The organism is Nocardioides sp. W7 (genome assembly GCF_022919075.1).
In the GTDB taxonomy this organism is placed as follows: Bacteria; Actinomycetota; Actinomycetes; order Propionibacteriales; family Nocardioidaceae; genus Nocardioides.
In genome coordinates this window covers 3,423,246-3,448,766 of record NZ_CP095078.1, presented here as the reverse complement: position 1 = coordinate 3,448,766, position 25,521 = coordinate 3,423,246, and the positions used below count along the sequence as shown (strand labels likewise).

Annotated in this window: 23 protein-coding genes; 5 read left to right on the top strand and 18 right to left on the bottom strand. The window is 72.2% G+C overall.

What is annotated here, in order from left to right; translation table 11 throughout:
* Window positions 1-131: 131 nt before the first annotated feature.
* Together MUB56_RS16320 and MUB56_RS16315 are read left to right on the top strand one after the other, a co-directional pair.
* Window positions 132-1,022: a hypothetical protein gene (locus MUB56_RS16320; protein ID WP_244928068.1), complete on the top strand. Its 891-nt coding sequence runs from the start codon at window positions 132-134 to the stop codon at window positions 1,020-1,022.
* A gap of 259 nt (window positions 1,023-1,281) precedes the next feature.
* Window positions 1,282-3,015, top strand: a complete 1,734-nt coding sequence (locus MUB56_RS16315) for a helicase (RefSeq protein ID WP_244928067.1) — start codon at window positions 1,282-1,284, stop codon at window positions 3,013-3,015.
* 24 nt (window positions 3,016-3,039) lie between these two features.
* Here MUB56_RS16315 and MUB56_RS16310 read toward each other — a convergent pair whose 3' ends face one another.
* Window positions 3,040-4,419, bottom strand: a complete 1,380-nt coding sequence (locus tag MUB56_RS16310; protein WP_244928066.1) for a hypothetical protein — start codon at window positions 4,417-4,419, stop codon at window positions 3,040-3,042.
* Between the two features lie 137 nt (window positions 4,420-4,556).
* Window positions 4,557-6,050 carry a hypothetical protein gene (locus MUB56_RS16305; protein WP_244928065.1) on the bottom strand — a complete coding sequence of 498 codons (1,494 nt, stop codon included), beginning with the start codon at window positions 6,048-6,050 and terminating at the stop codon, window positions 4,557-4,559.
* Between the two features lie 173 nt (window positions 6,051-6,223).
* Here MUB56_RS16305 and MUB56_RS16300 point away from each other — a divergent pair, with 173 nt between their 5' ends.
* A complete protein-coding gene (locus MUB56_RS16300; RefSeq protein ID WP_244928064.1) occupies window positions 6,224-7,180 on the top strand; it encodes an NAD(P)-dependent alcohol dehydrogenase in 957 nt (318 codons plus the stop codon).
* On the opposite strand, the gene MUB56_RS16295 is transcribed toward MUB56_RS16300, so the two are convergent.
* The 12 genes from MUB56_RS16295 to MUB56_RS16240 form a co-directional block, all read right to left on the bottom strand.
* Window positions 7,171-7,770, bottom strand: a complete 600-nt coding sequence (locus MUB56_RS16295; protein WP_244928063.1) for a dihydrofolate reductase family protein — start codon at window positions 7,768-7,770, stop codon at window positions 7,171-7,173. The two genes, MUB56_RS16300 and MUB56_RS16295, sit on opposite strands and share 10 nt — an antisense overlap.
* 91 nt (window positions 7,771-7,861) lie before the next feature.
* Window positions 7,862-9,082, bottom strand: coding sequence for a globin domain-containing protein (locus MUB56_RS16290; RefSeq protein ID WP_244928062.1), 1,221 nt, complete (start codon window positions 9,080-9,082; stop codon window positions 7,862-7,864).
* 43 nt (window positions 9,083-9,125) lie between these two features.
* Entirely contained in the window at window positions 9,126-9,572 is a 447-nt protein-coding gene (locus MUB56_RS16285) for an Rrf2 family transcriptional regulator (RefSeq protein ID WP_244928061.1), read from the bottom strand.
* A 67-nt stretch (window positions 9,573-9,639) separates the two neighbouring features.
* Window positions 9,640-10,596 (bottom strand): methyltransferase, encoded by a 957-nt coding sequence (locus MUB56_RS16280; protein ID WP_244928060.1) that lies wholly within the window; start codon window positions 10,594-10,596, stop codon window positions 9,640-9,642.
* Window positions 10,596-12,149: an NAD(P)/FAD-dependent oxidoreductase gene (locus tag MUB56_RS16275; RefSeq protein ID WP_244928059.1), complete on the bottom strand. Its 1,554-nt coding sequence runs from the start codon at window positions 12,147-12,149 to the stop codon at window positions 10,596-10,598. Before MUB56_RS16275 ends, MUB56_RS16280 begins: the two co-directional genes overlap by 1 nt.
* Window positions 12,146-13,558, bottom strand: coding sequence for an amidohydrolase family protein (locus tag MUB56_RS16270; protein WP_244928058.1), 1,413 nt, complete (start codon window positions 13,556-13,558; stop codon window positions 12,146-12,148). The genes MUB56_RS16275 and MUB56_RS16270 overlap by 4 nt, the downstream gene beginning before the upstream one ends.
* Window positions 13,555-14,772, bottom strand: a complete 1,218-nt coding sequence (locus MUB56_RS16265) for an aspartate aminotransferase family protein (protein WP_244928057.1) — start codon at window positions 14,770-14,772, stop codon at window positions 13,555-13,557. The genes MUB56_RS16270 and MUB56_RS16265 overlap by 4 nt, the downstream gene beginning before the upstream one ends.
* Entirely contained in the window at window positions 14,769-16,187 is a 1,419-nt protein-coding gene (locus MUB56_RS16260; RefSeq protein ID WP_244928056.1) for an aldehyde dehydrogenase family protein, read from the bottom strand. Before MUB56_RS16260 ends, MUB56_RS16265 begins: the two co-directional genes overlap by 4 nt.
* Window positions 16,184-17,254, bottom strand: a complete 1,071-nt coding sequence (locus tag MUB56_RS16255; RefSeq protein ID WP_244928055.1) for a hypothetical protein — start codon at window positions 17,252-17,254, stop codon at window positions 16,184-16,186. The genes MUB56_RS16260 and MUB56_RS16255 overlap by 4 nt, the downstream gene beginning before the upstream one ends.
* Window positions 17,251-18,405 (bottom strand): hypothetical protein, encoded by a 1,155-nt coding sequence (locus MUB56_RS16250; RefSeq protein ID WP_244928054.1) that lies wholly within the window; start codon window positions 18,403-18,405, stop codon window positions 17,251-17,253. Before MUB56_RS16250 ends, MUB56_RS16255 begins: the two co-directional genes overlap by 4 nt.
* Before the next feature lie 64 nt (window positions 18,406-18,469).
* Complete coding sequence (locus tag MUB56_RS16245; RefSeq protein WP_244928053.1) at window positions 18,470-19,270, bottom strand: ABC transporter permease; 801 nt, start codon at window positions 19,268-19,270, stop codon at window positions 18,470-18,472.
* On the bottom strand, window positions 19,267-20,007 hold the full coding sequence (locus tag MUB56_RS16240) for an ABC transporter ATP-binding protein (protein ID WP_244928052.1): 741 nt from the start codon (window positions 20,005-20,007) through the stop codon (window positions 19,267-19,269). The genes MUB56_RS16245 and MUB56_RS16240 overlap by 4 nt, the downstream gene beginning before the upstream one ends.
* A gap of 252 nt (window positions 20,008-20,259) precedes the next feature.
* On the opposite strand from MUB56_RS16240, the gene MUB56_RS16235 reads away from it, so the two are divergent.
* A complete protein-coding gene (locus MUB56_RS16235; protein ID WP_244928051.1) occupies window positions 20,260-21,048 on the top strand; it encodes a hypothetical protein in 789 nt (262 codons plus the stop codon).
* Between the two features lie 87 nt (window positions 21,049-21,135).
* Here MUB56_RS16235 and MUB56_RS16230 read toward each other — a convergent pair whose 3' ends face one another.
* The 3 genes from MUB56_RS16230 to MUB56_RS16220 are packed head-to-tail and all read right to left on the bottom strand — an operon-like array spanning window position 21,136 to window position 22,986.
* Window positions 21,136-21,756 carry a DedA family protein gene (locus MUB56_RS16230; RefSeq protein WP_244928050.1) on the bottom strand — a complete coding sequence of 207 codons (621 nt, stop codon included), beginning with the start codon at window positions 21,754-21,756 and terminating at the stop codon, window positions 21,136-21,138.
* A complete protein-coding gene (locus MUB56_RS16225; RefSeq protein WP_244928049.1) occupies window positions 21,753-22,811 on the bottom strand; it encodes a hypothetical protein in 1,059 nt (352 codons plus the stop codon). The genes MUB56_RS16230 and MUB56_RS16225 overlap by 4 nt, the downstream gene beginning before the upstream one ends.
* A 10-nt stretch (window positions 22,812-22,821) precedes the next feature.
* A complete protein-coding gene (locus tag MUB56_RS16220) occupies window positions 22,822-22,986 on the bottom strand; it encodes a hypothetical protein (protein ID WP_244928048.1) in 165 nt (54 codons plus the stop codon).
* A gap of 119 nt (window positions 22,987-23,105) precedes the next feature.
* Here MUB56_RS16220 and MUB56_RS16215 point away from each other — a divergent pair, with 119 nt between their 5' ends.
* A complete protein-coding gene (locus MUB56_RS16215) occupies window positions 23,106-24,164 on the top strand; it encodes a hypothetical protein (protein ID WP_244928047.1) in 1,059 nt (352 codons plus the stop codon).
* Here MUB56_RS16215 and MUB56_RS16210 read toward each other — a convergent pair.
* Window positions 24,154-25,443 carry a PP2C family protein-serine/threonine phosphatase gene (locus MUB56_RS16210; protein WP_244928046.1) on the bottom strand — a complete coding sequence of 430 codons (1,290 nt, stop codon included), beginning with the start codon at window positions 25,441-25,443 and terminating at the stop codon, window positions 24,154-24,156. The genes MUB56_RS16215 and MUB56_RS16210 overlap by 11 nt on opposite strands.
* Window positions 25,444-25,521 lie beyond the last annotated feature (78 nt).

Genomic DNA, 25,521 nt, shown 5'->3' with positions numbered 1-25,521 from the left:
ATGACGATGAGCGGACGCGATCCTGACAGAGTGAATTGACTTCGTGGACGGGCCCATGCGCGCGCACGGCCCAGGCGCGGGATACAGGGAAGTCGCACGGCCGGCCGGGATCGTCGCTAGGGTTCGCGGCCATGAGCCTCCGCCCCGTCGTCGCTGCGACCACGTTCGCACTGATCCTGTCCGCTCTGGTCCCCACGGCGGCGGCCACCGCCGTCGATAACGCGACATCGGTGACGGCGGGCACGTCAGCCAAGCCCAAGGCCCCCAAGGTCACCATCAAGAACCTGGCGTCGTCGTCCGAGGTGGGACGCAAGGTCAAGGTCACCGGCACCGCGAAGCCCGGTCGGTCCGGCAAGGTCAAGGTCAAGGTCCAGCGGCGCTACGGCGCCGGCGCCTGGTCGACGGTCGCCACGAAGACCACGAACAAGAAGGGCCGGTACGCCGTCCGGGTCCCGCTGGCCCAGGGCGGCCCGACCTCGTTCCGAGTCAAGCGCGCGGGCGGCGGCAAGAGCAAGATCGAGACCCTCGCGGTCTACGAGTGGCTCTACCTGGCCGACCAGCCGTTCCTCCTGGGACTGGGAGGCGGGTCGACCAGGATCACCTCGGTGATGGGCGGCCGGTCGTTCCCCGAGAGCATCGAGCTCTGGACGAACAACCTCGTAGGACTGTGGTCGGTGGCCGGCTGCACCACCGTCGACTTCTGGGCCGGCTTCACCGACCGGGGGCGGGATCAGCTCGACCCGGCCGACCACGTGGAGCTGCGCTTCGGACCCCTCACCGCGACAGGCGGCGAGGGCACGATCACCGAGGAGAACATCCCGATCGGCCCGGGCGTGCATCACACCGTCCCCGTCACCTCCGAGACGAGGTACTTCGGCTTCGCCCTCTCCGCCGACACCGAAACCTCCGAGCCCTCCGCCGACGCAGTGATCGGCACGCCCCGCGCACGCTGCAACGCCTCCGCTCTCCCGTCCGTCCGCTTCGAGGAAACGCCACTCTTCGGCGCGCGGGCTGTCCGCTGAAGCCGGACGAAGCCACAACTCGTGCCGGTGGATGACTCCCAGACACGTCCCCCATCGACGACACCTTGTGGTGCACCGCCATCCTGAAGCGTCCGGCTCTGCCGCCGAGCGTTGCGCTTCGCAGGTGCGTCTTCAGCCCCGACTGTGGGCCAGTGGATGCCGCGCAACCCGGCGCCTTCACGGTGCGGCGCGTCTGACCGTGCGGCGGACGCGGGCGAGCCTGCTCTGGGTGAGGCGGAGGCCCCGGTAACGTCCGGGGGTGGCCAGTCCTCGCCGATCCGGTGCTCGTCGGCGCACCGCGTCACCGCGCCGTGGCGGGACGCGACAGCCGCAGCGGCCGTTGCCGGCCGCCGGGCCGGGCGAGCGGCTGTGGGTGCTCGACGTCCCGTACGGGACCCAGGTCGACGGCGCCACCTGGCACCCGGCGATCAAGGCCCATCTGTACGTCGGGCGCGCTGTGCCCGCGCACCTCGCGCCCTACGCACCAGGGCCGTACACGCTCGGTCGGTTCATCGAGAACACGATCAACCCCGGCGATCCGACACCCGGTCCCGAGCCGACCGACGCGCTCGAGCCCCGGAGGATCCAGTTCGAAGCGGCCGATGCGATCGCGGCGCGCGCCGCGGCGGGCGGACGGCAGTTCCTGCTGGCCGACGAGCCTGGCGTGGGCAAGACGATCGCCGCGGTCCTCGGCGCGACGGCGGTGGGAGACCTCCGCGGCGCACGGCGGGTGCTCGTGGTGGCCGACCGGCCCGCCGCGATCACCATCGGTCACTGGTGCCGCACGATCACGGCGCTGGGCGACGGGGATCTGGAATGGGTCGTGATCACGTGGGACCGGCTGGAGAAGGTCACGGACCACGAGTGGGACGTGATCATCGCCGACGAGGCCCACGCGCTGCGACGTACGACGACGAAGCGGTGGAAGCTCTGGGCGAGGATCTCAGGGCACGGGCGGCCGCACGACAAGGCGCCGTTCGTCATCGCGACCACCGCGACGCCCGGACACACGCCACTGGAGCTGCCGTACCTCGCTCCCGCCTATGCGCAGGTGCTCGGCGAGCCGATGCGGGAGTGGACCTCGGCGACGCAGCCCGGGGCCGCTTTCGCCGCCGCGCTCGAGCGCCACGGTGTCGGGGTGGAGCAGGGCCGCTACGGCGCGACCTGGACCGCCGATCCGGCACGACGCGCCGCGGACCTCAAGCTGGTGCGCGGCTGGCTCGCCGACGAGCGGCCCCCGGCGATGCTGCACCGCGCCGCACCGTGGGGGCCGGTGCCGATCTCCGGCATGCCGGTGGCGCTCACGCCGGCGGAGCGGACCGCGTACGAGGCCGAGTGGGGAGAGTTCTGTCGTGAGATGGACATCGCGCGACACGGCCGCAATGTCGCGAAGGGGCGGGCCGCGCTGCTGCGCTTCCGGCAGAAGGCCGGGCTGATCCGCGTCGACTCGACGGTCGCCTGGATCGCCCAGCAGGTCGAGTCCGAGCGACAGGTGGCGTGTTCGGTCGAGTTCGTCACGACTGCCGCCGACCCCATCGCCGACCGGCTGCGTGACTGCGGCATCGACGTGGCCACGATCTACGGCCGCGACCGGTTCGACCCCGAGGCCGAGCGGCTCCGGTTCCAGACCGGACAGGCGAAGGTCTGCGTCTTCACCACGGTCGCCTCGATCAGCCTGCACGCCGGCGAGACCCTCGCCGACGGCCGCCAGGCGAGCACCGAGCCGCGAGTCGGCGTCTTCCACCAGGCCCGCTTCTCGGGCATCGCCGCCCGGCAGGTGACCGGTCGCACCCACCGCGATCACCAGGTCTCGCCGTGGCACATCGCGTACGCCGAGGGCACGGTCGAGGAGCAGGTCGGCAAGGTGATGGTGGAGCGGATCGCCGCAGCCTCCGACACGGTGGGAAGCGACACCACCGGCCTCGCCGACCTCGCGCAGCTCCTCGGGGCCGACTGGCTGCCGCCCACGACCCTGACCGAGCACGGCACCTGACCGAGGCTGGGCACAGGCAGACGGTCAGGCGTCGATGCCAGCCAGGGCGCGGTCGAGCCAGTCGGGGCGCGTGAGCTGGTGGGCTTCGGTCTCGTCGATGCGGTGGGTGCCGGTGTGGTCGACGCGGCGCAGCAGTCCGTGTGGGGTGCGCCAGACGAAGGCGGTGCGGCTGACCTGGGTGACCTGGTAGCCGAGATGGGTCTTGGCGCGGTGATGTCGCCGGGTCAGGGGTGCGCAGTTGAGGTCGCCGGTCTGGCCGGGTGGACCGTCGGCGTCGTACGGCGCGGGGTGGTCGTGGTCGCGGGTCCGGCTCAGGGTGGTGGCGTGCGGGAACGCATCGGCCGGGATGAGGAGCTGGGTGCGGTCGCGGACGGCGGTGGGGTGCTCGTAGCGGTCGACCGCGACGGTGGCGGCGAGGTCGAGGACCGGTCGCAGGGTGATGTGCGCGTGGCCGAGAAGCCCGCGGACCTCGTCGAGGACCATCGGCCCGAGCTCTTCGACCCGGGCGACGCCGACGCCGCTGGCCAAGGCCACCCTCGACAGGTGCACGTGCACGACCGCGGACGGACGCCTTGGCACGTCCGCATCGCACGGTTGGTCGAGGACGCCGAGCAGGGCGGCGAGGTCATGGGGCCGGGCCAGCCAGCCGAGCGCGACCGCCCGGAGCTCGTCCTTCGACACCTCGTCGGGCAGGTCCGGGTGGTGGGCCCTGCGGAGGTCGGCGTCGGTGGCGAGGAGGTCGGCGACCCGGTCGACGGTCGCATCGATCCAGACCGCGTCGCCGGCCGCGAGGCGGGCGACGAGGATCCGCATCCCGGCGTCGTCGGAGGGGGTGAGCATGACTCCGCGGCGTCGGCGGGCCGCCTCGAGCCGCTCGGCGTGGGCGGCCTGGTCGGCCTCGACAGTCTTAGCCTCGGCGATCCGCAGCACCCGGCCCGGGGCGCAGCCGACCGCGTCGGTGACGGCCTGGTCGACCAGGGCGATCCGGTCCCGGCTGAGTCCGCGGGACATGGAGGCGACCCGGCAGGCCAGCCAGGGCTCGCAGGCCAGCTCCTGGACCGCGAGCCACAGCCGGGGCAGCCGGTGGCGCAGGTCGAGGGCGTCGGCCATGGTCGAGCGGGTCGCCAGGACGTGGGCCTGGCGCGCGGTGGCGAGCTCGGCGAGGCACAGGTCCTGGACTCGAGGGGTGCCGTCGCCGCCGAGGTCGATCAGCTGGTCGCCGCCGTACCGGGCCGGGACGGCTCCCGATCGGGCCTGGGGGTCGTCGCCGTGCAGGTCGGCCCAGCGCAGCACCAGCTGCAGGTCCTCGACCTGGGCCAGTCGCCGCGCCTCGAGGGTGGCCTCCGCACGCGCCAGCACCGCGACGGCGTCGAGCTCGTCGACAGTCGGGGCGAGCGCGGTCATGGCCTGATTCTACTCGAACGGGTGTTCGAGTTTGGCGCCCCTTCGACTTCTGTGGAGGAACCGCGTCGCGCGCACGGCAGGCACCTAGGGCTGACCCAGCAGCGCTCGGAGCCGAGCATCCACGTCGTCGAGGGACGTCACTTGGCGTTCGCCTCCGATTGCGGCTTGACCGGAACCGCGCGGACCCAGGTCCGGAAGAACGACCGCTTGCCGCCGACGCCACCCAGGACCGACTTGCCGAGCAGATCCGGCGAGCTGGCCCGCCGGCTCAGGGTCAGGTTCTGCTCGGCCTCGGGGCGCCGGAGCGGATAGCGCCCCGTGGGCTTCTTCTCGGCGCCCTGGGGAACGGTCCGGGCCTGGTGCGGGATGTTCACCGAGTTCAGACCCTCGGGCCCGTACCGCGACATCAGCTCGTCGATCTGCCCGGACTCCAGGCAGTCCTTCAGCACCGGGCGCGAGACCTCCTCGGTGGGTCGCGAGCACAGGTCCATCAGGGTCTCCCAGCGAGCCTTCCGGTCGGGCTCCCAGCTGCTGGGGAGCTGGTCCCGGAAGGACTTGGGCGACGTGAACCAGCTGAGGAACCCGTCGGTCGGGCGCGAGTTCCCCCAGACGTCCTCGGCGAGTCTGCAGTCGCCCCCCAGGGTCGGATCGCCGCGCAGGTAGGTCTGCAGCTTGGCGGCGGTCGTCGTCCGGTGACCGGTCAGGGGCGTGGCGTGATGGACCGCCTCGTCGACGAAGGAGACCACGCCGTTGACCGGCACCTCGGTCGTCCCGATCGTCGTGGGGTCACCCAGCTCGCGGACGCCACCGAGATCGGACAGAAACGGCTTCGGAAGGCTGTTGCCGATGTGCTCCTCGTGCTCGGCCACGGTCGGCGGATTGACGACGTACTCGGGCCCCATGATCGGCTCCGAGTTGATGTAGTTCAGGTTCACGAACAGCGTCTGGCCCTCGGTGTCCTTGTGCAGGCTGCCGGCGGTGCTGATGGTGCCTCGATCGCTGTAGTAGTGAACCTCGACCACGAGCTTCCAGGCCGGACCGACGATCCCGCTCTCTCGCAGGTACTCCAACTGCCCGGCGGCCTCCATCGTCCGCAGGGTGTTGTCGATGATGTCGCGCTCGGTCCCGGACGCCCGCGGCAGGTCGGGCGCCTGGGCCCTGGACCCCTGCGAGTTGTCGGTAGCCTCCATCGTCGCCGTGGAGATCAGCCGAACGAGGTCCTCCTCGGTCGCGGGCACCTCGGTGAGCACGATGGACCCGAGGTACAACAGCCCACGCAGATAGTCGGGGGGCCGAGCCGCCTCGAGCTCCGCCAGCTCGGGTGCCTTCTCCTGGGCCGACCGGCCCGGAGCCAGCCTGAGCTCCCGGATCTTGCCGTCGATCTCGTCCCGCCGCGGCTTGGCCTCGCTGTCGAGGAGCGGCAACGTCGTCTCCAACGCCTCGACGATCCGCTCCTGCACGGGCACCCGGGGACCCTCGAAGGCCTTCGGCTGGGCGAGGGCCTGCAGGAGCGTTCGTGAGCTCGGCCCCGAGCCACGCACCCCCAGCGGTACCGGAGTCTGAGGGACCCCCTCGGTCGAGGACGGGTCGTGAGCCGCCTTCCGCTCCTGGTCGGGCGACTCGAGATGCATCGATTCCATGCTCATGGGGGTCCTCCGGCGAACATCGCTCGTTGCGCGCGCCCATCGGCTCCCCCTGGAAGCGGCACCGACCACAACTATCACGTTCAACCGAGCCACGCCGCACGACTCGGTGCAGACTCACCGTGACGGTGCGAGACCGACGAGTGGTGAGGGTGGCGCAGGTGAAGGCAGTCGTCTACGACCGGTACGGCGGCCCGGAGGCGTTGCGACTCGAGGAGCTGCCGACCCCGAAGCCCGCGGCCGGCCAAGTCCTGGTCCGGGTCGCGGCCACCTCGGTGAACCTCAGCGACTGGGAGTGCCTGGTCGGGTCGCCGGCGTACGCCCGGATCGGCGGCCTGCGCACCCCGGCGCGTCGGACACTGGGGTCGGACATCGCCGGAGTGGTCGACACCGTCGGGTCCTGCGTGACCCGGTTCCGGGTCGGCGACGAGGTGTACGGCGACAATCTCGCCCTCAAGGGCGGCTTCGCGGAGTACGCCGTCGCTCCGGAGTCCGCGCTGGCCCTCAAGCCGGCCGGTCTGTCGTACGCGCAGGCCTCGACCATCCCGCAGACGGGCGCGATCGCGATGCAGGGCACGCGGTGGGCCACGGCCGGCGACCGCGTGCTGATCAACGGCGCCGGCGGTGGCACGGGGGCATTCGCCATCCAGCTCGCGAAGCACGCCGGCGCCCGGGTCACCGGGGTCGACAACGCCGGGAAGCTGGACTTCATGCGGTCGCTGGGAGCCGACGAGGTGCTCGACTACGCCAGGGACGACTTCACCCGGACCGCCTCCCCCTACGACCTGATCCTGGATCTGGTCGCCCATCGGTCGGCCTTCGCCTACCGGCGCGCACTCGCCCGCCACGGCCGCTATCGCTGCGTGGGTGGCTCGGTCGCCACGATGCTGCGGGTGCTCACCGCCGGGTCGCTGCTCGGACTGCTGAGCGGCCGCTCCATCGGGGTGCTCGCGGTGCGGGAGGGACCCGGCCACTTCGAGCCGCTGGGCGACCGGTGCGCCGGCGGCCAGGTGGCGATCCACGTGGATCGCACCTATGCGCTCGACCAGGTGCCGGCGGCGCTCGCGCACGTCGGCGAGGGACGCGCACTGGGCAAGGTCGTGGTCTCTCAGTCCTGAGAGTCGGTCACAGGCGGACCCTCGAGGCGCCGGTAGCGCAGCAGCATCGCGCCCTTCGGGTACGACGTCGGCGGCGCGGCCAGCTGGTACCTCGAGGCGACCGTGCCGTCGGGGAAGAGCCGCTTGCCCTGGCCGATCACCACCGGGCACATCCACAGGTTCAGCTGGTCGACCAGCTCCTCGCGGAACAGGGCCTGCAGCAGGTCCGCGCTGCCCCAGGTGTGGATCAGCTCGTGTCGCTCACGTAGGTCACGCACCTCGGTGGCCGCGTCGGCGAGCTGGGTGCTGGTGTCCCAGGTCAGCTCGGGCGTGCCGCGCGACGCGACGTACTTGGGGACCCGGTCGAAAGCGCGCCCGATCTCGTCGGTCTTGCCGGGCCAGTAGCGGCGGAAGATGTCGTACGTCGTACGACCCAGCAGCAGCGCGTCGGACGCCTGCACGTCCGCGACGATCTGGGCGCCGGACTCCGCATCGCCGTAGGGACGCTCCCAGCCGGCGTACTCGAAGTCGCCGTCCTCCTCGGTGGGGCCGCCGTTGGCCTGGATCACGCCGTCGAGCGTGATGTTCATGTTGACGTGCAGCTCACCCATCGCTCCGTCTCCTCGCCGTCCGCCCCCGTGGACCTGACGGGAGTGCGGACCCGCGGAGTCCCCGGAACTCATCGGCGCGGGTCGCTGTCGATCAGGCGGAGGCGAGCCACTTGTCGGGGCCGAAGACCTCGTAGCGGATGTTCGTCTCCGCCACGCCGCGGGCCACCAGCGCATCGCGCACCGACTCCATGAACGGGATCGGGCCGCACAGGTAGACCTGGGCATCGGTCGGAACCTCGACCGCGTCGAGGTCGACCAGGCCCGCAGCCAGGTCCTCACGGGGCGCCCGGGTGCCGAGGTCCTCGTACCAGCGGTGCAGCGTCGCGGTGGGCAGGGCGCCGACCAGCGACTTCAGCTGCGACCGCAGCGGGTGGTGCCACGGGGATCGGTCGGCGTGCAGCACCGTGACCTCGCGACCGGTGGAGGTGTGGCTGAGGTGGTGCAGCATCCCGATGATCGGCGTGGTGCCGATCCCGGCCGAGATCAGCAGGAGCGGGGCGTCGGAGTCGTCCAGCACCAGGTCGCCGAACGGGGGCGAGACACTCAGCACGTCGCCCTCGAAGACACTGCGGTGCAGGAAGTTCGAGACCTCGCCCTCGGGGATCTCGGCGCCGTCCTCGGCGATCCGCGCGGGCGCCGCCTTGACGCTGATCGCCCACTCCCCGGCACTGTGGCTCCCGGTGAGGCTGTACTGGCGGATCTGTCGAGCACCGTCGGGCAGCGTGACGGCGACCGAGACGTACTGGCCCGGCCGGCCGGCCGGAAGCGGGGTGCCGTCCGCTGCGCCGAACACGAACGAGACCGTGTCCGGGGAGTCCTGGCGGCGGGTCTTGAGCACCACCGACTGCCACACGTGCTCCGGCGTGATGCCGGCGGCGGCGTACAGCCCCCTCTCGATGGCAATCAGGTCGCGGGCCATCAGCCAGTAGACCTCGTCCCACGCCGACGCGACCTCCGGGGTGACCGCGTCGCCGAGCACCTGGACGATGGCCTCGAAGAGGTACTGGTGGACGATCTCGTACTGCGCCTCGGTGATGCCCAGCGAGGCGTGCTTGTGGGCGATCCGGGACAGCAGCTCCACGGGCGCCGGGGCGTTCTCGTCGACCAGCAGCGTCGCGTAGGTGGCGACGGCCCCGGCCAGCGCTCGCGGCTGGTCGCCGACGGCCTGGTTGCCTCGGTTGAACAGGTCGCGTTCGAGCTCGGGGTGCGCGTCGAACATGCGGCGGTAGAAGATCGGGGTGATGTCACCGATCGCGGCGCCGATCACGGGCAGAGTGGCCTTGACGACCTCGGTCGACGGGGCAGACAGCATGTGGTTCCTCCTGGGGTCGGGATGGATGGCTCGGACGGCGGGGTCAGTCGGGCGGGCGTGCCGACAGGGTCAGCAGCACGCCGGCGGTGGGCGCCTGGGTGAGGTCGTCGACCGTGAAGGGGTCGAGGACCTCGAAGAACGCCTCCTGGGCGTCTCGGAGTACGGCGCGCAGTCGGCAGGCGTTGCGCAGCGGACAGGGGTTGGCCCCGTCGCACTCGATGACCTCGTCGTGGCCCTCGAGCTGGCGGGCCAGCCAGCCGATGGACGCTGCACGACCCCGTTCGGTGAGGGCGAGGCCGCCGTGCCGGCCGCGGCGGGTCTCCACCACGCCCAGCTCCTGCAGCCGGGCGACGACCTTGGTGGCGTGGTGGTAGTTCACCGCGACCTGGTCGGCGACCGCGCGCGTGGTGAGCGTCTGGGCGTCCGAGGCGGGCACGGCCAGCCGCATCAGGATGCGGAGGCCGAGATCGGTGAACCGGGTCAGCTGCACGACCCGAACCTATTAATTGGTATTCGAGATACCTAATTGGCGTCGATACGGGTACGGCGGCCTCGGCTCAGGCCTTGCCTGTCAGGACGCCGTGCGGCCGCGGATGGCTCGGCGACACCTCGACCCCGCTGAGTCCGGCGAGCCGCATCAGGTCGACCAGCTCGTCCGTCCGCCGGGCCCGCCCCGCGGTCTCGACCCGCATCATCAGGTCGAACAGCGGGCCGAACGAGCCGGGCGGGTCCCCGGGGAGCTCGAAGACGACGACCCGGCCACCGGGACGCAGCACGGAGCGCGCGAGGGAGAGCACCGTCAGGCAGTCCTCGTCGGTGAGGTCGTGCAGGAGGTGCGAGAGCAGGGCGACGTCGTAGCCGTCGCCGATGGACGACGGGGCGGACGGTGCGAGCAGGTCGACGGGCAGGACCGACACCGAGGACGGCAGCACCTCGCGCGCCCACTCGGCGACGGGCGGCAGGTCGACCAGCGTCACCGACCGACCCGCAGTCGACAAAGGCGCGGCGTACGCGCCCAGTCCCCCGCCGAGGTCGACGACCGAGGCGCCCTCCGGAATCACCGAGGTCAGGTCCGGACCCGTCGTGTCGGCGAGGACGACCAGGGCCTCCAGGAAGGAGCGCGCCTGGGCCGGGTTCGAGGCGAGCCGGGAGGTCCAGGGGTCCAGGCGGGGCTCACCGGTGCGGACCGACTCCTCCAGCTCCAGCCAGACCCGGGCGAGGAACGCCTCCTTCTCCGCGACCAGCCGCAGGTCGCCGGCGACGCAGAGGCGGGCGGAGTCCTCGGTGCCGGCGTACAGCTCCCCGTCGCGGGCGAGCAGGCCGAGGCCGACCAGGCTGTCCAGCAGCGCGCGCGTCGCCAGCGGCTCCGTCCGGCAGAGGGCGGCGACGTCGGCGTCCGACAGCGACGAGGTCTCGAGCGCGTCGAAGACCCCCAGCCGCGCGGCGGCGGTGAGGGTGGCCGCCGGCTGGTAGCCGGTCATCAGGTCCAGGACGCCGTACGTGCCGAGGCCCATCAGTGGCCCCCCTTCTTGATCGCTCGATAGGCGCGGAAGCCGCGGACCAGACCGCGGGCCTCGTCGCGCACGCGGTCCCGCAGCCGCGGCGGCCCGGCCGACGGGGCGAGTACGGCGGCGGCCGCCGCCGAGCCGGAGGCGCCGGAGAGCCCGCCGCCCGGGTGCTGTCCGGCGCCCGCGAGGAACAGCCAGGGCAGCTCGGTGCGCAGGTCGGCATGGCCCGGGGTGCGCCAGCCGAGAAGCTGGTCGAGGGTGTTGTCGAGGTGGTTCGGGCTGCCGTCGCCGCCGATCCGGTCCGCCCAGGTCGCGGGCCCGGAGACGATCGTGTCGACCAGCCCGGCGCGCAGGTCCACCCCGAGCACCTTCGAGACGTGGTCGACCAGCCGCTTGGCGGCGGCCCGCTCGCGCGCCGGTGTCCAGGGACCGTCCGCCCGCTGAAGAGGTACGACGGAGCTCAGCCACACCGCTCCGCCGGTCACCCCCACCGGCTGGCGCACCCGGCCCACCATCGACCAGGGCGCGCTCGGCAGCGAGCCGGCGACCAGCTCGCCGAAGCCGCGACGCACGTCGGCCGGGTCGGCGATGGCGTACCAGACCGCGTCGCTGTCCTCCCACGGCAGCGCCACCGGCGCGGAGTGCACCAGGGTCACGGTCATCTCGGAGACGTTGAACTGGCCGCTGTGCAGGTCGGCCGCGGTCGAGCGCAGCCGCGGCGCCGGGTCGGTGAGCAGCTCGGCGGTGCGCGGCAGGCCGACGGTCGAGATCACCACGTCGGCGCTCAGCACCGTGCCGTCCTCGAGCGCGACCTCGCCGCCGACTGCGACGCTCGACATCCGGGTCACCCGGGCGTTGCAGCGGACCTCACCGCCCGCCGCCTCGAGAGCGGCGACGAGCGCGTCGACCAGCGCCCGCGAGCCGCCGACCGGCCGCACCGACGGGCCGCCGTGCGCGAGCGGCAGCAGGAACGCGAACAGCCCGGTGCCCGGCGCCCACGCCGGGACCTGCGCGTGCGAGGCCTGCAGGGCCAGCGTCGCCCGGGTCAGCGGGTCGTCCAGCGCCGCGTCGATGACCGTCTCGGCCGACTGGACGATGGTCCGGAACAGCTTGTCGCCGCCCGGGACCGCCGCCAGCGAGGCGGCGACCTGAGCCGGCGTCGGTGGCACCGCGAAGGTGTCCAGGACGCCGAAGAGGGTGTCGGCCAGCTCGACCAGCCGCCGGTACGACGACGCATCGCCGCCCAGTCCCGCGACGGTCCGCTCCAGGTCGCTGTGGAAGATCCGCTGGCTGCCGTCCCCGAAGTGGAAGCCGGAGGCGACCGGGTGCTCGACGTACTCGACGTCGAGGCCCAGCTCCTGCGCGACGGCCAGCACGCCGCCGTGCTCCCAGGCGCCCCGCTCGACCACGACCCCCGAGGAGTGGGTCTCGGTCCAGATGCAGCCGCCCGGCTCCGAGCCCTGCTCCAGCACGGTCACCCGGCAGCCCGCGCGGGCCAGTCGCACTGCGGCGACCAGGCCGTTGTGCCCGCCGCCCACGACCATCACGGAGCGACTCACGCGTGCACCGAGTGCCCGGCCGCGGCCAGGCCCGAGGCCCGGCCCAGCTCCTCGACCAGCGGCCGGCAGCGCAGGATCTGCGCGGTCTCGTCGATGGTGACGCAGCGGTGGTCGGTGACCACCGCCACCCCGTCGACCCACACGTCGCGCACCGAGCGGGGCGAGGCGCCGTACACGACCTGCGAGACCGGGTCGTGCAGCACGGCGATGTCCACGGTGTCCTGCAGCAGCACCAGGTCGGCGCGCTTGCCGGGCTCCAGCGAGCCGACCAGGTGGTCGAGCCCGAGCGCCCGGGCGCCCTCGATGGTGGCCATGGTCAGCACGTCGAGTGCGTCGATGACCAGGGCGTCGAGGTGGTGCACCTTCTGCAGCAACGCGGCCGCCTTCACTGCCTGGAGCATGTCCTGGCTGTCGTTGGAGGCCGCGCCGTCGGTGCCGATGCCGACCGGTACGCCGGCCGCGCGCAGCCGCGGCACCGGGCAGACGCCGGAGGCCAGGATCATGTTCGCGACCGGGCTGTGCGCGATCGCGACGCCGTGCCGGGCCAGCACCGCGACGTCGGCCTCGGTCAGCCAGACCCCGTGCCCGGCGATCAGCGGCCGCTCGAAGAGGCCGATCCGGCGGGCGTGCTCGACGGTGCGGCGGCCCCACCGGTGCCGGCTGGTGGTGAGCTCCTCGCGCACCTCCGCGAGGTGGGTGTGCACGGCCCAGCCGCGCTCGCGGCACAGCTCCACGCCGGCGCTCAGCAGCTCGTCGGACTGGCCGAGCAGGGTGCCGACGCCGTACCGGAAGTCGAGCAGCGACGCCGTGTCGACGTGGGCGGCCAGCGCGACCTGCTCGGCGAGCACGTCGTCGACGATGTCGGCACGCGGGCGGTCCTCGAGGAAGGCGTCCTCGGCGCCGAACGACACCACGCCGCGCAGCCCCGCCCGGTCCAGGCCGTCGACGACGCCGAGGCTGGCCTGCGAGCCGAGGTTGGCGTGGCAGAACATGTCGTTGACCGTGGTGATGCCCGACAGCAGCATCTCGACGGCCCGCAGCGCGGTGCCCTCGGCGGCGTGCTCGCGGGTCAGCACCATCCCGAGCGGGCCGACGATCTCCTCGCCCCACTCGAACAGCGACAGCTCCGAGCCCATCCCCGTGGCCAGCGCCTCGGACAGGTGGGTGTGCGTGGAGACCAGCCCCGGCATCACCACGCCCGTACCGTCGCCGTGCACGGGCAGGTCGGGGTGCGCCACGCGCAGGACGTCGTACGACGCCACCTCGACGACCGCCCCGTCGCGCACGTGGACGGCGCCGTCGCCCAGCACGCCCTCGAGCTGCGCACCGGGAGTGCGGTCGCGCTCGCTCGGCGGGGTCAGCCCCGCCATCGTGAGCACGAACCGGCCCCGGACCAGGAACTCGCTCATGCGGCTTCGGCCATGGCGGTGCGCAGTGCCGTGAGGAAGGTGTCGATCTGGGCCGTGGTGATGACCAGCGGCGGCATGATCCGGATCGTGCCGGACTGGTTCAGCACCGACCCGACGAGGACCCCGAGCTCCTGCATGCGGTTGACCAGCGGGTTCGCGTCGACCGTCACCTCCAGGGCGCACCACAGCCCCCGGCCGCGCACGTCCGCGACCATGCCGGGGAAGTTCGGTCCGAGCGCGGACAGGCCCGCACGCAGGTACTCCCCCATCGCGGTCGCGTGCTCGAGCAGCTCGTCCTCGACGATGACGTCGTACGCCGCGATGCCCGCCGCGCAGGCGACGGGGTTGCCGCCCATCGTGGTCAGGTGCGACAGCGGCGGGTCGGAGAAGGTCGCGAACCGCTCGGCCTGCGAGAGCACCGCCGCCAGCGGCAGCCCGCCGCCGGTGGCCTTGGCGGTGGTGATGATGTCGGGTACGACGTCCCAGTGCTGGTGGGAGAACCACGTGCCGGAGCGGCCCATGCCGCCCTGCACCTCGTCGGCGATCAGCAGCGCGCCGGCGGCGTCGCACAGCGCGCGCAGCCCGGGCAGGAAGTCGTCGGACGGCACCCGGATGCCGCCCTCGCCCTGAATCGGCTCGACGATCACCGCGGCGGTGCGGTCGTCGATCGCGGCCGCGGCGGCCGCGAGGTCGTCGTACGGCACGAACTCGACCTCGGGCAGCAGCGGCCCGAACGGCGTGCGCCACTCCTCGCGCCAGGACACGGACAGGGCGCCGAAGCTGCGCCCGTGGTAGGCCCGCTCGAAGGCGACGAACTTCGGCCGGCCGGTGACCTTGCGGGCCAGCTTCAGCGCGCACTCGTTGGCCTCGGCGCCGGTCGAGAGCAGGTACGCCATGTCGAAGCCCGGGCCCGCGGCGGCGACCAGCCGATCGACCATCTCGACCTGCTCGGGGACCACGAAGCGGCCGTAGACGTTGACGTGCGCGTAGCGCGTCATCTGCCGCTGCACCGCCTCGACGACCCGCGGGTGGGAGTGGCCGACGTTGGCGACCCCGATGCCGGAGGTCATGTCGAGGTACGTGCGGCCCTCCGCGTCGGTGAGCGTGCACCCCTCCGCGTGCTCGATGACGAACTCCTTGCGGCCCGGCATGTTCTGCGAGAGCCGCTGGACGAAGCGGTCGCGGTAGTCCTCGGCCGTTGCGGTGCTGGTCACTGCTCCCCCTTCGGGATCGGTACGACGCCCGCGGGCCGCAGCCCGCGCAGCGCGATGAAGCGAGTCCGGGTCAGCTCGCCGAGCGTCCACCCGAGGCCCTCCCGGCCGGCCCCGGCGAGGTCGACGCCGCCGAACGGGACGACCGGTGGGCGGTAGTTGTTGGTGCCGTTGACGACGGCGCCGCCGAAGTCCAGCTGCTGCGCCAGCTCCAGCGCGCGCGGCCAGTCGGCGGAGAAGACCGCGGCGGTCAGCCGCAGGCTGGTGTCGTTGGCCAGGGCCACCGCCTCCTCGTCGGAGTCGACGGTGGTGACCGGCACGACCGGCCCGAAGATCTCGTCCTCGTGCAGCACGGCGGCCGCCGCGGGCACGTCGGCCAGCACGGTCGGGGCGAACCAGGCACCGTCCGGTGCCTCCCCGAGCGCGCGATTCGCGCCCTCCCCGATCGCCCGCTGCACCTGCTCCTCGACCCGGGCCGCGGCCCGGGCGTCGATGAGCGGGCCGAGCCGGGCGCCGTCGGCGAGCGGATCCGTCGGTGTGACCTCGGCCAGGGCCGCGACCAGCCGCTCGGTCAGCTCCCCCGCTATCTCACGGTGCGCGATCACCCGCTTGGTCGCGGCGCAGGCCTGGCCGTTCATCAGCAGCCGGCCGCGCAGGGTCTCGCTGACCACCAGGTCCAGGTCGGCGTCCGGGCGCACGATGGCGGCGCCGTTCCCGCCCAGCTCCAGGTGCAGGGGGCGCAGCTGGTGGGCGGTCGCCCGGGCCACCGCCACGCCGGCCCCGACCGAGCCGGTCAGCGAGACCGCCCCGATCCCGGGGGCCGCGCAGAGTGCCTGAGAGGTCGCGGGGTCGGCGTACACCTGGGTCAGGACACCGGCGGGCAGGTGCCGTTCGAGGACGTCGAGGACCGCGCCGGTGGTGAGGGGGTTCTGCGGCGGCAGCTTGACGACGACCGCGTTACCGGCGGCGAGCGCGGCGGCGGCCTTCTCCATGGTCAGCTCGACCGGGAAGTTGAACGGGATCACCGCGACCACCACGCCGAGCGGCACCCGCTCGACCAGGGTCAGGTCGCGCTCGCCGCCGGGCAGCCCGCCGGTCGGGGCCAGCTCGCCGGCCATCAGCCGGCCGAGCTCGGCGTTGCGGCGCAGCAGCGCGATCGCGCCCAGCACCTCGTGGTGGGCCTGCGGCAGGATCTTGCCGGACTCGCGGGCGTGCCGCTCGGCGAGCTCCGCGACCCGCCCGGAGAGCTCGTCGGCGGCGGCGACCAGCGGCGCGGCGCGCTGGTACGGCGCGGCGGCCGCCCAGCCGCGCGCCGCCTCCCGGGCGGCCGCGACGATGCCGGGCACCTCCTCGGCGCTCGTTGCGGCGACCTCGCCCAGCCGCGCCCCCGAGCCGGGCGCGTGGATGGCGATGCTCACCGGGCGACCTCGTCCAGCCGCGCGACCAGCGCGGCGGTCAGCTCGGGCAGGCCGAGCGGCGTGTCGTGCCCGTCGCCCCGCGCGAAGACCGCCCGCACCGAGCCCGGCCCCGCAGGCCGACCCTCCGCAGCCAGCCGGACGGCCAGCTGCTCGCGCGCCGCGGCGCTCTGCTCGGGAGTGGGGAGCACCTCGACCGCGCCCGGGAGCGTGTCGAGCACGCCCCGCAGCGGCACCGGGCCGGACGCGCCGAGCCGGAAGGTGGGGATCCCCTCGGCCGCCCGCAGGCCGGCACCGGCCAGGAAGCTCCGGTGGGTCAGGCCCGGCGAGACCCAGCCCAGGATCGCGTCGTACGACGGCGCGAGCCGTTCGAGCGCCCGGGTGAGCGTGTCGGCCATCGCGTTGTGCATGGTGGCGAAGGCCTCCCGCTCAGCCGGCCCCCAGGCCCAGCTGCCGTCGGCGCGCTGGGTGGCGGTGCAGTCGTCCCGCTCCGGGGAGACCGAGGTGCCGCGCGACTCGAAGAGCCCCGGGTCGTCGTACGCACTGGCCGAGGCCGGGCCGCCGCCGAGTGCCGCAGGCAGGAAGAGCGTGTGCTCGTAGGGCACCAGCCCCATCGGCTCGGAGACCACGAACCGGTCCAGCACGACCCCGTCGCGCTCCAGCGGCGCCGTCGCGAGCAGCTCGTCGGGCTCGCCGTCGTCCAGGGTCGCGCGGAGCTCGGGCGGGCCGTCGTACCCCTCGACCGGGCGCCAGCCCGCACCGAGGAGCGCGGTGTTGATCGCGCGGTGCTCGCGACTGGTGAGGTACGGCTTGTACTTGGTGCAGGGCAGCAGCAGCGCCAGCCGGGTCCTGGAGCCGGGCACCTCGGTCGGCCACCACTCCTCCCGGACATAGCCCAGCCACTCCGCGACCCGCGGGTGTTCGAGCGCCTCGACGTTCTCCTGCGGGGAGTACAGGCACAGGGTCGGGTCGAGGACGAAGGGCTTGCGGATCTTGCGCGCGGACTCGGTGACCCGGGCGTCCCGCGCGGCCGAGGCCGCGCGGGACGCCTTGTCGGTGGAGGTGCTCACCCGACGCTGATCGTGTCGTCGATGAACTCGTCGGTGACCAGGTCCTCGGGGGTGAGGTCGCTGACCGCGTCGCCGTCCGGGCCGTACTCGCCGACGATGTCGATGATGGTCTGCACCCGGTCGAGGTCGAAGCTGCCCATCACGCCGTCGGCGCCGTCCCCCAGGATGCCCAGCTCGACGCCGGTGTCGTGGGCGAACTCCGCACCCTCGGGGGTGTAGACCCAGCCGGTGTCGTACTCCTCGACGATCTCGACGATGAGCTCGTTGGTCGCGGTGGCGTCGTTCACGTAGTCGACCTGCGCCTGCTGCATGACCGGCACGAGCTGCTCGAGGCAGTCGGCCTCCTTCTCGACGTCCTCGGTGCGCACGGTCAGCGCCTGGAAGTACTCCGGGAAGCCGGTGTCGTGGATCAGCTGGCCGATGACCGGCTTCTGCCACTCCGGGATCTCGTGCTCGTACATGAACGGCTCGGCGGTGATGAAGCCCGCCTCGGCGAGCTCGCCCTTGGCGGCGACGAAGTTGGCCGGCTTGTTCTGCTCGCTGCGGTCGACCTGGTCCTCGTCGATGACGCCGGTGCCGACCAGGTAGTCGACCCACACGTCCTCGTTCGAGCCGACCGAGATGGTCGCACCCGCGTCCTTGAGGTCCGCGATCGTCTTCGCGTCGGGGTACGTCTCGGGGTCCCAGTACACGGCGTACGGGCTGGTCGCCATGGACGCGAGGACGCCGACCACGGGGGTGTCGGCCTGGGTGATCATGTACTCGCCGACCCGGCCGTAGCCGAACATGATGTCGCGGTCCTGGTAGAGCAGCGACTGGGCGGACTGGTAGCCGACCGAGGTGCCGCCGATGCGGATCTCGATGTTCACACCGCTGTCCTCGCCGTCGACGACCAGCGGGCCGGTGACCGACTTGGCGTCGGCGTCGATGGTGTACTCCTCGCCGATCAGGCTGTAGATGCCGCCGTGCTCGGCCTCGGGCTCCCAGTCGGCCTGGATGACGACGGTCTCGGGGCAGACGTCGGCGAGGACGCCCTCGCCCGTCGTGGTGGCGGTGGCCTCCTCGTCGTCGCCGCAGGCGGTGAGGGCGGCGGCGCTGACGAGCAGCGCCGACCCGACGGCGAGGGAGCGGCGCAGGCGGACGGTTCTCATGGTGTTCCCTTCGAAGGGGGCGGTGGGTCGGTGCATGGGCGGGGTTGGAGCGGGACGGGGGTCGTCATCGGGCCCCCCAGGCGGGGGACCACTTCCCGACGACGCGGCGCCCGAGCGCCCCGAAGAACCAGAAGGCGGCGATGCCGAGCAGGCAGGCCACCAGCACGGTCGCGAGCATCTCGGCCGACTGCAGGCGCGAGCTGTAGCGCTGGAGCAGCAGGCCGAGACCGGTCTCGCCGCGACCGAAGAAGAAGTCACCGACGGTGGCGCCGACGACCGCGAGCCCGGCGGCCGTCTGCAGCCCGACGAACACGTCGGGCAGTGCCGAGGGCAGCTGCAGCCTCAGCAGCCGGGTGAAGGAGCTGGAGCCGGAGAGGGTGAACAGGTCGTGCAGCCCGCGGTCGGCGCCCAGCAGGCCCTGCAGCGGGTTGATGATCAGCGGGAAGAGGCTGATGATCACGCAGACCACGACCCGGGCGAACATCTCGAAGCCGAACCAGAAGCCGATCACGGGCACGATCGCCAGGATCGGCACGGTCTGCAGCAGGATCGCCCAGGGGTAGAGCGAGCGCTCGACCCACTTGGCCTGGGCCATCGCCAGCGCGAGCACGCTGCCGATCGCCGTGGCGATGCCGAGCCCGATCAGCGCGGCCTGGGCGGTCACCCACAGGGCGGAGAGCTGGTCGGCGCGCACCTCGCTGTCGAGGAAGCCGTCGACGAGCACCTCGTGCGGCGGCGGCAGCAGGAACTTCTCGGTCTCGTCCAGCACCTGGTAGCTGACGAGGTACCAGATGCCGAGGACGACGAGGAGTACGGCGAGCGGCGGGAGCACGGTGATGGCCGCCCGCTTGAGCCACCCGGTCACGAGACGGCCTCCAGGGTCTTGGCGACCCGCCCGGCGAGCTCGGCGAACTCGGGGGTGTAGCGCAGGTCGAGACTGCGCGGATAGTCGAACGGCACCTCGAACTCCTCCACGATCCGGCCCGGCCGGGCCGACATCACCACCACGCGGGTGGACAGGAAGACCGCCTCCTCCACGGAGTGGGTCACGAACAGTCCGGCGAAGCTGCGGGCCCGGAAGAGCTCCAGGAGCACCAGGTTGAGCCGGCCCCGCGTGATCTCGTCGAGCGCGCCGAACGGCTCGTCGAAGAGGAAGACCTCCGGGTCGAGGACCAGCGAGCGGGCCAGGCTCGTCCGCATCCGCATGCCGCCGGAGAGCTGGTGCGGCAGGTGGTCGGCGAAGTCGGTCAGCCCCACGGTCTCCAGCGCGGCGTCGACCGCCTCGCGAACGCCGGACCGGCTCGTCCCCTGCAGCTCGGCCAGCAGCCCGACGTTGCGGCGTACCGTCCGCCAGGGCATCAGGGTCGCGTCCTGGAAGACGTACCCGACGCTGTCGGTGGCGAACTCGACGCTGCCCGACGAGGGCCGGTCGAGCTTCGAGGCGAGGCGCAACAGGGTGGACTTGCCGCAGCCCGACGGACCGATGATCGAGACGAACTCACCCCGGGACAGGGCGAGGTCGCAGGGCGCGAGCGCCTCGACCGAATCGAAGCGGCGTCCCACCTGGCGGAACTCGACGAGGGGTCGAGGGGGCGTCGTCATGGCGGTGAATCTAGGGGCGGAAATCGGCCCAACTGCCCCCGGTAACGGCCTGTTTACTGCTCGCCCGCGATCTTCTCCACCCTGTTACATGCCCGGGGACAGGGGGACAGCAGACGTAAAGAAGCACCCCCGCGCGGGCGTAACCCGGAGCACCGGAACGGAGTTGAACCACCAACGCTGAGCTGTTCGCCGTCTTCGAAACCACGGACCGACGGGGCAGCTCTCTGTGAACCTCGTAAGGAGAGACCTGACATGCCCCACGTCTCGAAGCGGGTGCTGACGCTCCTCACCAGCCTCCTGCTCACCGTCGGCGTCGCCGCCGCCGTTCCCTCCACCCCCGCCAGCGCAGCGGCGCCGAGCTGCGCGAAGCAGGACCAGCAGTACGGCAAGACCCAGGTGCGGACCGCCCAGTCGGCCACCGCCAAGAAGAAGGCCGCGAAGAAGGTCAAGAAGGCCAAGCGGACCTACGCCAAGAAGCACACGGTCACCAACAAGAAGAAGCTGAAGAAGGCGCGCGTGGCGCACCGCAAGGCCACCAAGAAGCTCCGCAGCTGGCGGGCTCGCAACGCCGGCGCCCAGCAGGCCGCGTCCCGTTGCCACGCGACGAACGACACCCCGTCGCCGCAGCCGCAGCCCCAGCCGCAGCAGGTCCAGCAGCTGTTCGACGCGCTCGCCGGCGCGGGCCTGGACCCGACCCAGCTCGAGGCGGTCAGCGAGCAGATCACCGGCGCTCTCACCAGCGGCGACGTGTCGCCCGAGACCCTGATCGCCGTCCTGCAGCCGGTCGTCCAGGCGCTGACCACGAACGAGCTGCTGCCGGAGCAGATCGCCTCCGCCCTGCAGGAGCTGCTCGGCACCCTGTCCGGTGGCGACCTGCCCTCGGACCCGGCCGGCCTGGTCAACCTCGTGGTTGACAGCCTCCAGACCGGTCTCGCGAGCACCCCGCTCAACCAGCTCAACTCGATCCTCGAGGAGGTCCAGACCGGGCTGAACACCATCCTCGGCACGCTGCTGGGCGGCCTGCCGCTCCCGATCCCGTGACGGGCTGAGCCGGCACAGCAACATCGCACCAAACCCCGACGGCCCCGCACCCACCGGTGCGGGGCCGTCGCTGTGTTCGGGGCGTACTCAGGAGTCGTCGCTCGTGGCGGTTCTCCGCCGGTTCCGGCGGACGGTGAAGAAGATCACCGCCACGGCCACGGTCGTCACCAGTCCCGAGATCAGGAACGACGCCAGCGGGAGGTCCCCCAGGGCCTGGCCGATCTCGTAGGCCAGCACGCAGGTGTAGGTGCTCCAGAGGATCCCGCTGAGCACCGACCACGGCAGGTAGCGCCGATAGGAGATGTTCGAGAGCCCCATGGTCGCGTTGACCACGAAGCGCATGCCGGGCAGGTAGCGCCCGCCGATGATGAGCACGCCGGCGCTGGAGTCCAGCAGCTCGAAGGCGCTCCGTACCCGCTCGTTGGCCCGGGCCCGGGCCACCTGGCCCTCGATCCGGTGCCGATAGGTGCGCGCCAACCAGAACAGGCAGGAGTCTCCGACGATGGCGCCCAGCGCACCCATGACGATGACGGGAGCCAGTTCGAGCTTGCCCTGGGCGGCGACCGTCGAGGCGGCGTTCAACGTCGTCTCGCCGGGGAAGATCGGCATCACCCCGTCCAGGGCGATCAGGATGAACACCCACAGGTACGCCGCGGCGGGGTTGTCCGGGTCGACTTCCGAGAGGGCGCCCACCCACGTCGCCGTCATCGGGCGGCCGTCTCCGCCGCGCGACACGCGTGGACCGGGTACCACCGGCCGTGCAGCGTCGTCACCAGGCTGATCAGGGTCAGGAAGAAGAGGGTGGAAGCCACGTTGATCCCGCCGTCGCCGCGCGGAAGCAGCCACTCCGCGACCGCCACCAGCGCCACGTTGGCCACGGTGCGGGCGAGGAAGGCCAGGGCGGTCGACTCCAGGCTCCGCGACCGCCGCACCACGATGACGGCGAACACCGCGTTGACCAGGACCACCACCGCGACGCCGATGAAGACCTGGACGTTCGACGCCTCCACGCCCGGCAGGGTCTGGGCGAAGACGACCGAGAGCAGGCCCAGGAGCACCATCTGCTCGACGGTCGCGGCCATCTGGACGGCCTTGCGCTCGGCGTACCCACGCACCGCGGGCAGCGGGTCGGCCGAGAACCGCCACGGATGGTCGGCCGGCAGCAACCGGGGTCGGCCCCAGATCCAGAACGCCCCGGCCGCGACCAGTACGACGGCCACGACCAACGGACCGGCCCAGGCGTTCTCCTCGAGGAACTCGGTGACGTCGAGCTGCGCGACATGGATCCACCACTCCTGCGGGAGCTTGATGAACACCCAGATGAAGGCGGCGACGCCGATCCACCAACGCAGCGCCCATCGGACGGGCGACCAGCGCGACCGGATGGCCTCGTAGGCCATGAAGAAGTACTCGAAGGTGTTCGGGAAGACCAGGAGCAGCGCGCGCACCTGGGTCAGCTCGAAGGCGACCACGCCGACCAGGCGGTAGAAGTACAGGAACCGGCCGACCTGGTACGCCGCCACACTCGACCAGTTGCGCAGCGTCGAGAGGTAGGCGAGGGCCAGGTAGTAGACGTCCATCGCCTTGTCGTAGCCCTGGTACCCCGGCGGGTCGTAGCCGAAGGCCTGGAAGATCGACTGGTCGGCGGCGTCCAGCACGAGGCAGCTGAGGATCGCCGGCAGCGGGAACCGCGGGATCAGCAGCGGGACCAGGAACCGAGCGCCGATCACGGCGAGGAAAACGAAGGTCTCCCCCGTGCTCATCGGGTCCTGCCTAGGCGTCGGCCAGGAAGTCGATGAGGCGCACGACTCCGTAGCCGATCGCCAACACCCCCGCCACGACCAGCGACGCCGCGGTCCAGGCCACGAGCAGCCGGGCCTCCGCCGGCGACCGTCCCGTCCCGTCGGCGATCAGGCGCATCACCTGTGCGTTCCTCACCCGCACAGCATTCTCCGCGCCGTCGGCTCCCGGCATCACCCGGCGTGGGTGAGGATCCCGAGCGGAGATGGGTCGTCTGGACTAGTGCGGAGCTGACCGCGACGCCTTAACGTCGAGAGGTGGAGCCCTCACCGGGGGAGATTCGACGACGGGCACCGTCGGCCTCCCGTCGGCGCCACCAGCACGCGGCGGACGGACGATGGAACCGACTGGTCGGTCTGGCTCAGATCCCGTACAAGACCCTGCTCGGGGTCGGGGCGGCTGCCGTGGCGATCGCCGCCGTACGAGCGCTGATCCCTCAGGACGAGCCGGAGCGGGTGACCCTGGGCGAGCCGGTCGTCAGCACGACCTTGATCCGGATGTCGGAGTTCGCGCCGACGGCCTCCCCCGGCTTCAACGAGGTCTCGACCTCCGGGGCAGCCGAAACGCCTGGCCCGGCCTTCCGGTTGGCCGCGGCGGGTCCCACGTCGGTTCCTACCGGCAGCGAGGCGCCGCCACCTGCCACGGATCCCGACCCTGGAAGCACCAACCCCTCCACCGACCCACCCGGCACGATCTCGCCTCCATCCGGGCCGACAACGCCTCCCGACGTCCCGGTTCCGGACGACCCGGGGGACGTACCGGAACCCGGGATCGAGCCTGTTGATCCTGCCCTGCCCGCGCCCTACGTGGCCGATGTCCTCGAACTGGTGGAGCTGTCCGGGTTCACGCTGGAGGACCCGCCCCAGGACGATGACGGAACCGGCCTGACCCAGCTGATGGCGACGGCGTCGAGTGTGGACGAGAACGGAGACCGGGTCCCGCCGGAGGTAGCGGCGCGGCGCATCGTCGCGGTGCTCGCCCGGGTCCGCACCGAGGACGTCGACGGGTTGAAGGAGCCCCTCGGCGTCATCGTCCGCGTGCGGGTGCGGATCGAGCACGCGGAGGGCGTCCCGGTCCAGATCTCCTGGGAGATGGACGGGGTCGGCGACCAGGGCCAGCGCCTGACGCACCGGTGGCTTCGCGGCCAGCCCGCCTACGAGGTCGAGGCAGCCAACGGCGACGACCGCGGCGTGGTGCGGCTCTGGGTCCCGCTGCCGCCGGCGCGGGGACGCTACTCGCTGACGCTGTCGGCCGGCGTGGAGGGCGACCAGCTCGCCCAGGACTCCCAGACGATCCGGGAGCTGCCTAGGCGTTGACCGGAGTGACCTGCAACGGGCTGGCCCGCGTCTGCTCGGCTCCGTGGACGCTGTCGCGGTCTCGTCCGTGTCCGCCGTGCCAGTCCAGGCAGAGCACGGTTGCGTCGTCGTCCAGTGCCTTGCCACTCGCCTCGATGACGCGATCGGCCAGGGCGCGGACCGCCTCCCGCGGGTGCAGGGACCTGGTCTCGGCGATCGCCCCCGGGAGGTCGGCCTTGACGGCCGTGCGCTCGAGCATGCCGTCGGTGAGGAACACGACCCGGTCACCGGGCTGCAGGGCGAGCTGGTTGACCTGATAGCTCGAGTCGTCGAACAGGCCGAGGGGAAGGCCCACCGCAATGTCGACGGCACTCACGTGCGAACCCCGGGCCAGGTACGGCGCGACGTGGCCGGCGTTGACCAGGTCCATCGTGCCCGTGTGCAGGTCCACGCGGCCGATCAGGCCCGTGACGAAGTCCTCCAGCCCGGACTCGGCCGCATGCTCGAACAGCGACTCGTTCGTCGAGGTGACCTGCTCCAGCAGGGACCGACCCTCGTTGCGGGCGTTGCGCAGCCCCGCCACGCACAAGGTCGCAGCAAGGGCGGCAGCCACGCCGTGGCCCATCGCGTCGGTCACGGAGAGGTGCAGCAGATCGCGAGCCAGGCTGAAGTCGAAGGTGTCTCCAGCGATGTCCGCCGCGGGTTCCAGCCAGCCAGCGAGGGTGAACGATCCCGCCTCACAGGTCTGGGGCCCCGGGAGCAGCCGGTGCTGCACCTCCGCCGACAGGCTCAGGGGCCGACTGCGCTGTCCCCACTCGAACAGATCCGTGTGCCGCCGGTTCGCGATCACCACGAACGCCAACAGGTGCGCCAGCTGACCGATCTCACCGCGTACCGCGGCGTCCGGCCGGTGGGGAAGGGTCAGCTCCAGGACTCCGATGACCTCCCCGCGCTCGGCCACCGGCGCCAGCACCAGCCAGGAGCCGCCGCCGGACCCCGAACCGTCCGATGCGGGCGCGACGACCTGGACCTCCTGGGAGCGCACCGCGCGCTCCGCCGGACCGCCGTCGAACGCCACCACCGTGGCGGACTCCTCACCGGCACGCCGCTCGCCGCGCGCGACCGGACTCTTCACATCACCCCCGCTGGGGCGGAGCTGGACGTGCGCGAGACGGACCAGGGCCCGCCCCGACATGTCGGCGATGAGGAAGGAGACCCTGCTCGCGCCCAGTGCGACCCCCAGCTCGCGGGTCACGGCCTCGACGGCATCGACCGGCGACACCGCCTCGGCAGCAGCCAACACACTGCCCCACCCATGTACACCCGCATCCGACTTCACCAGCGGAGCATAAGGGCGTACCGCTCGCCTCGGATCAGG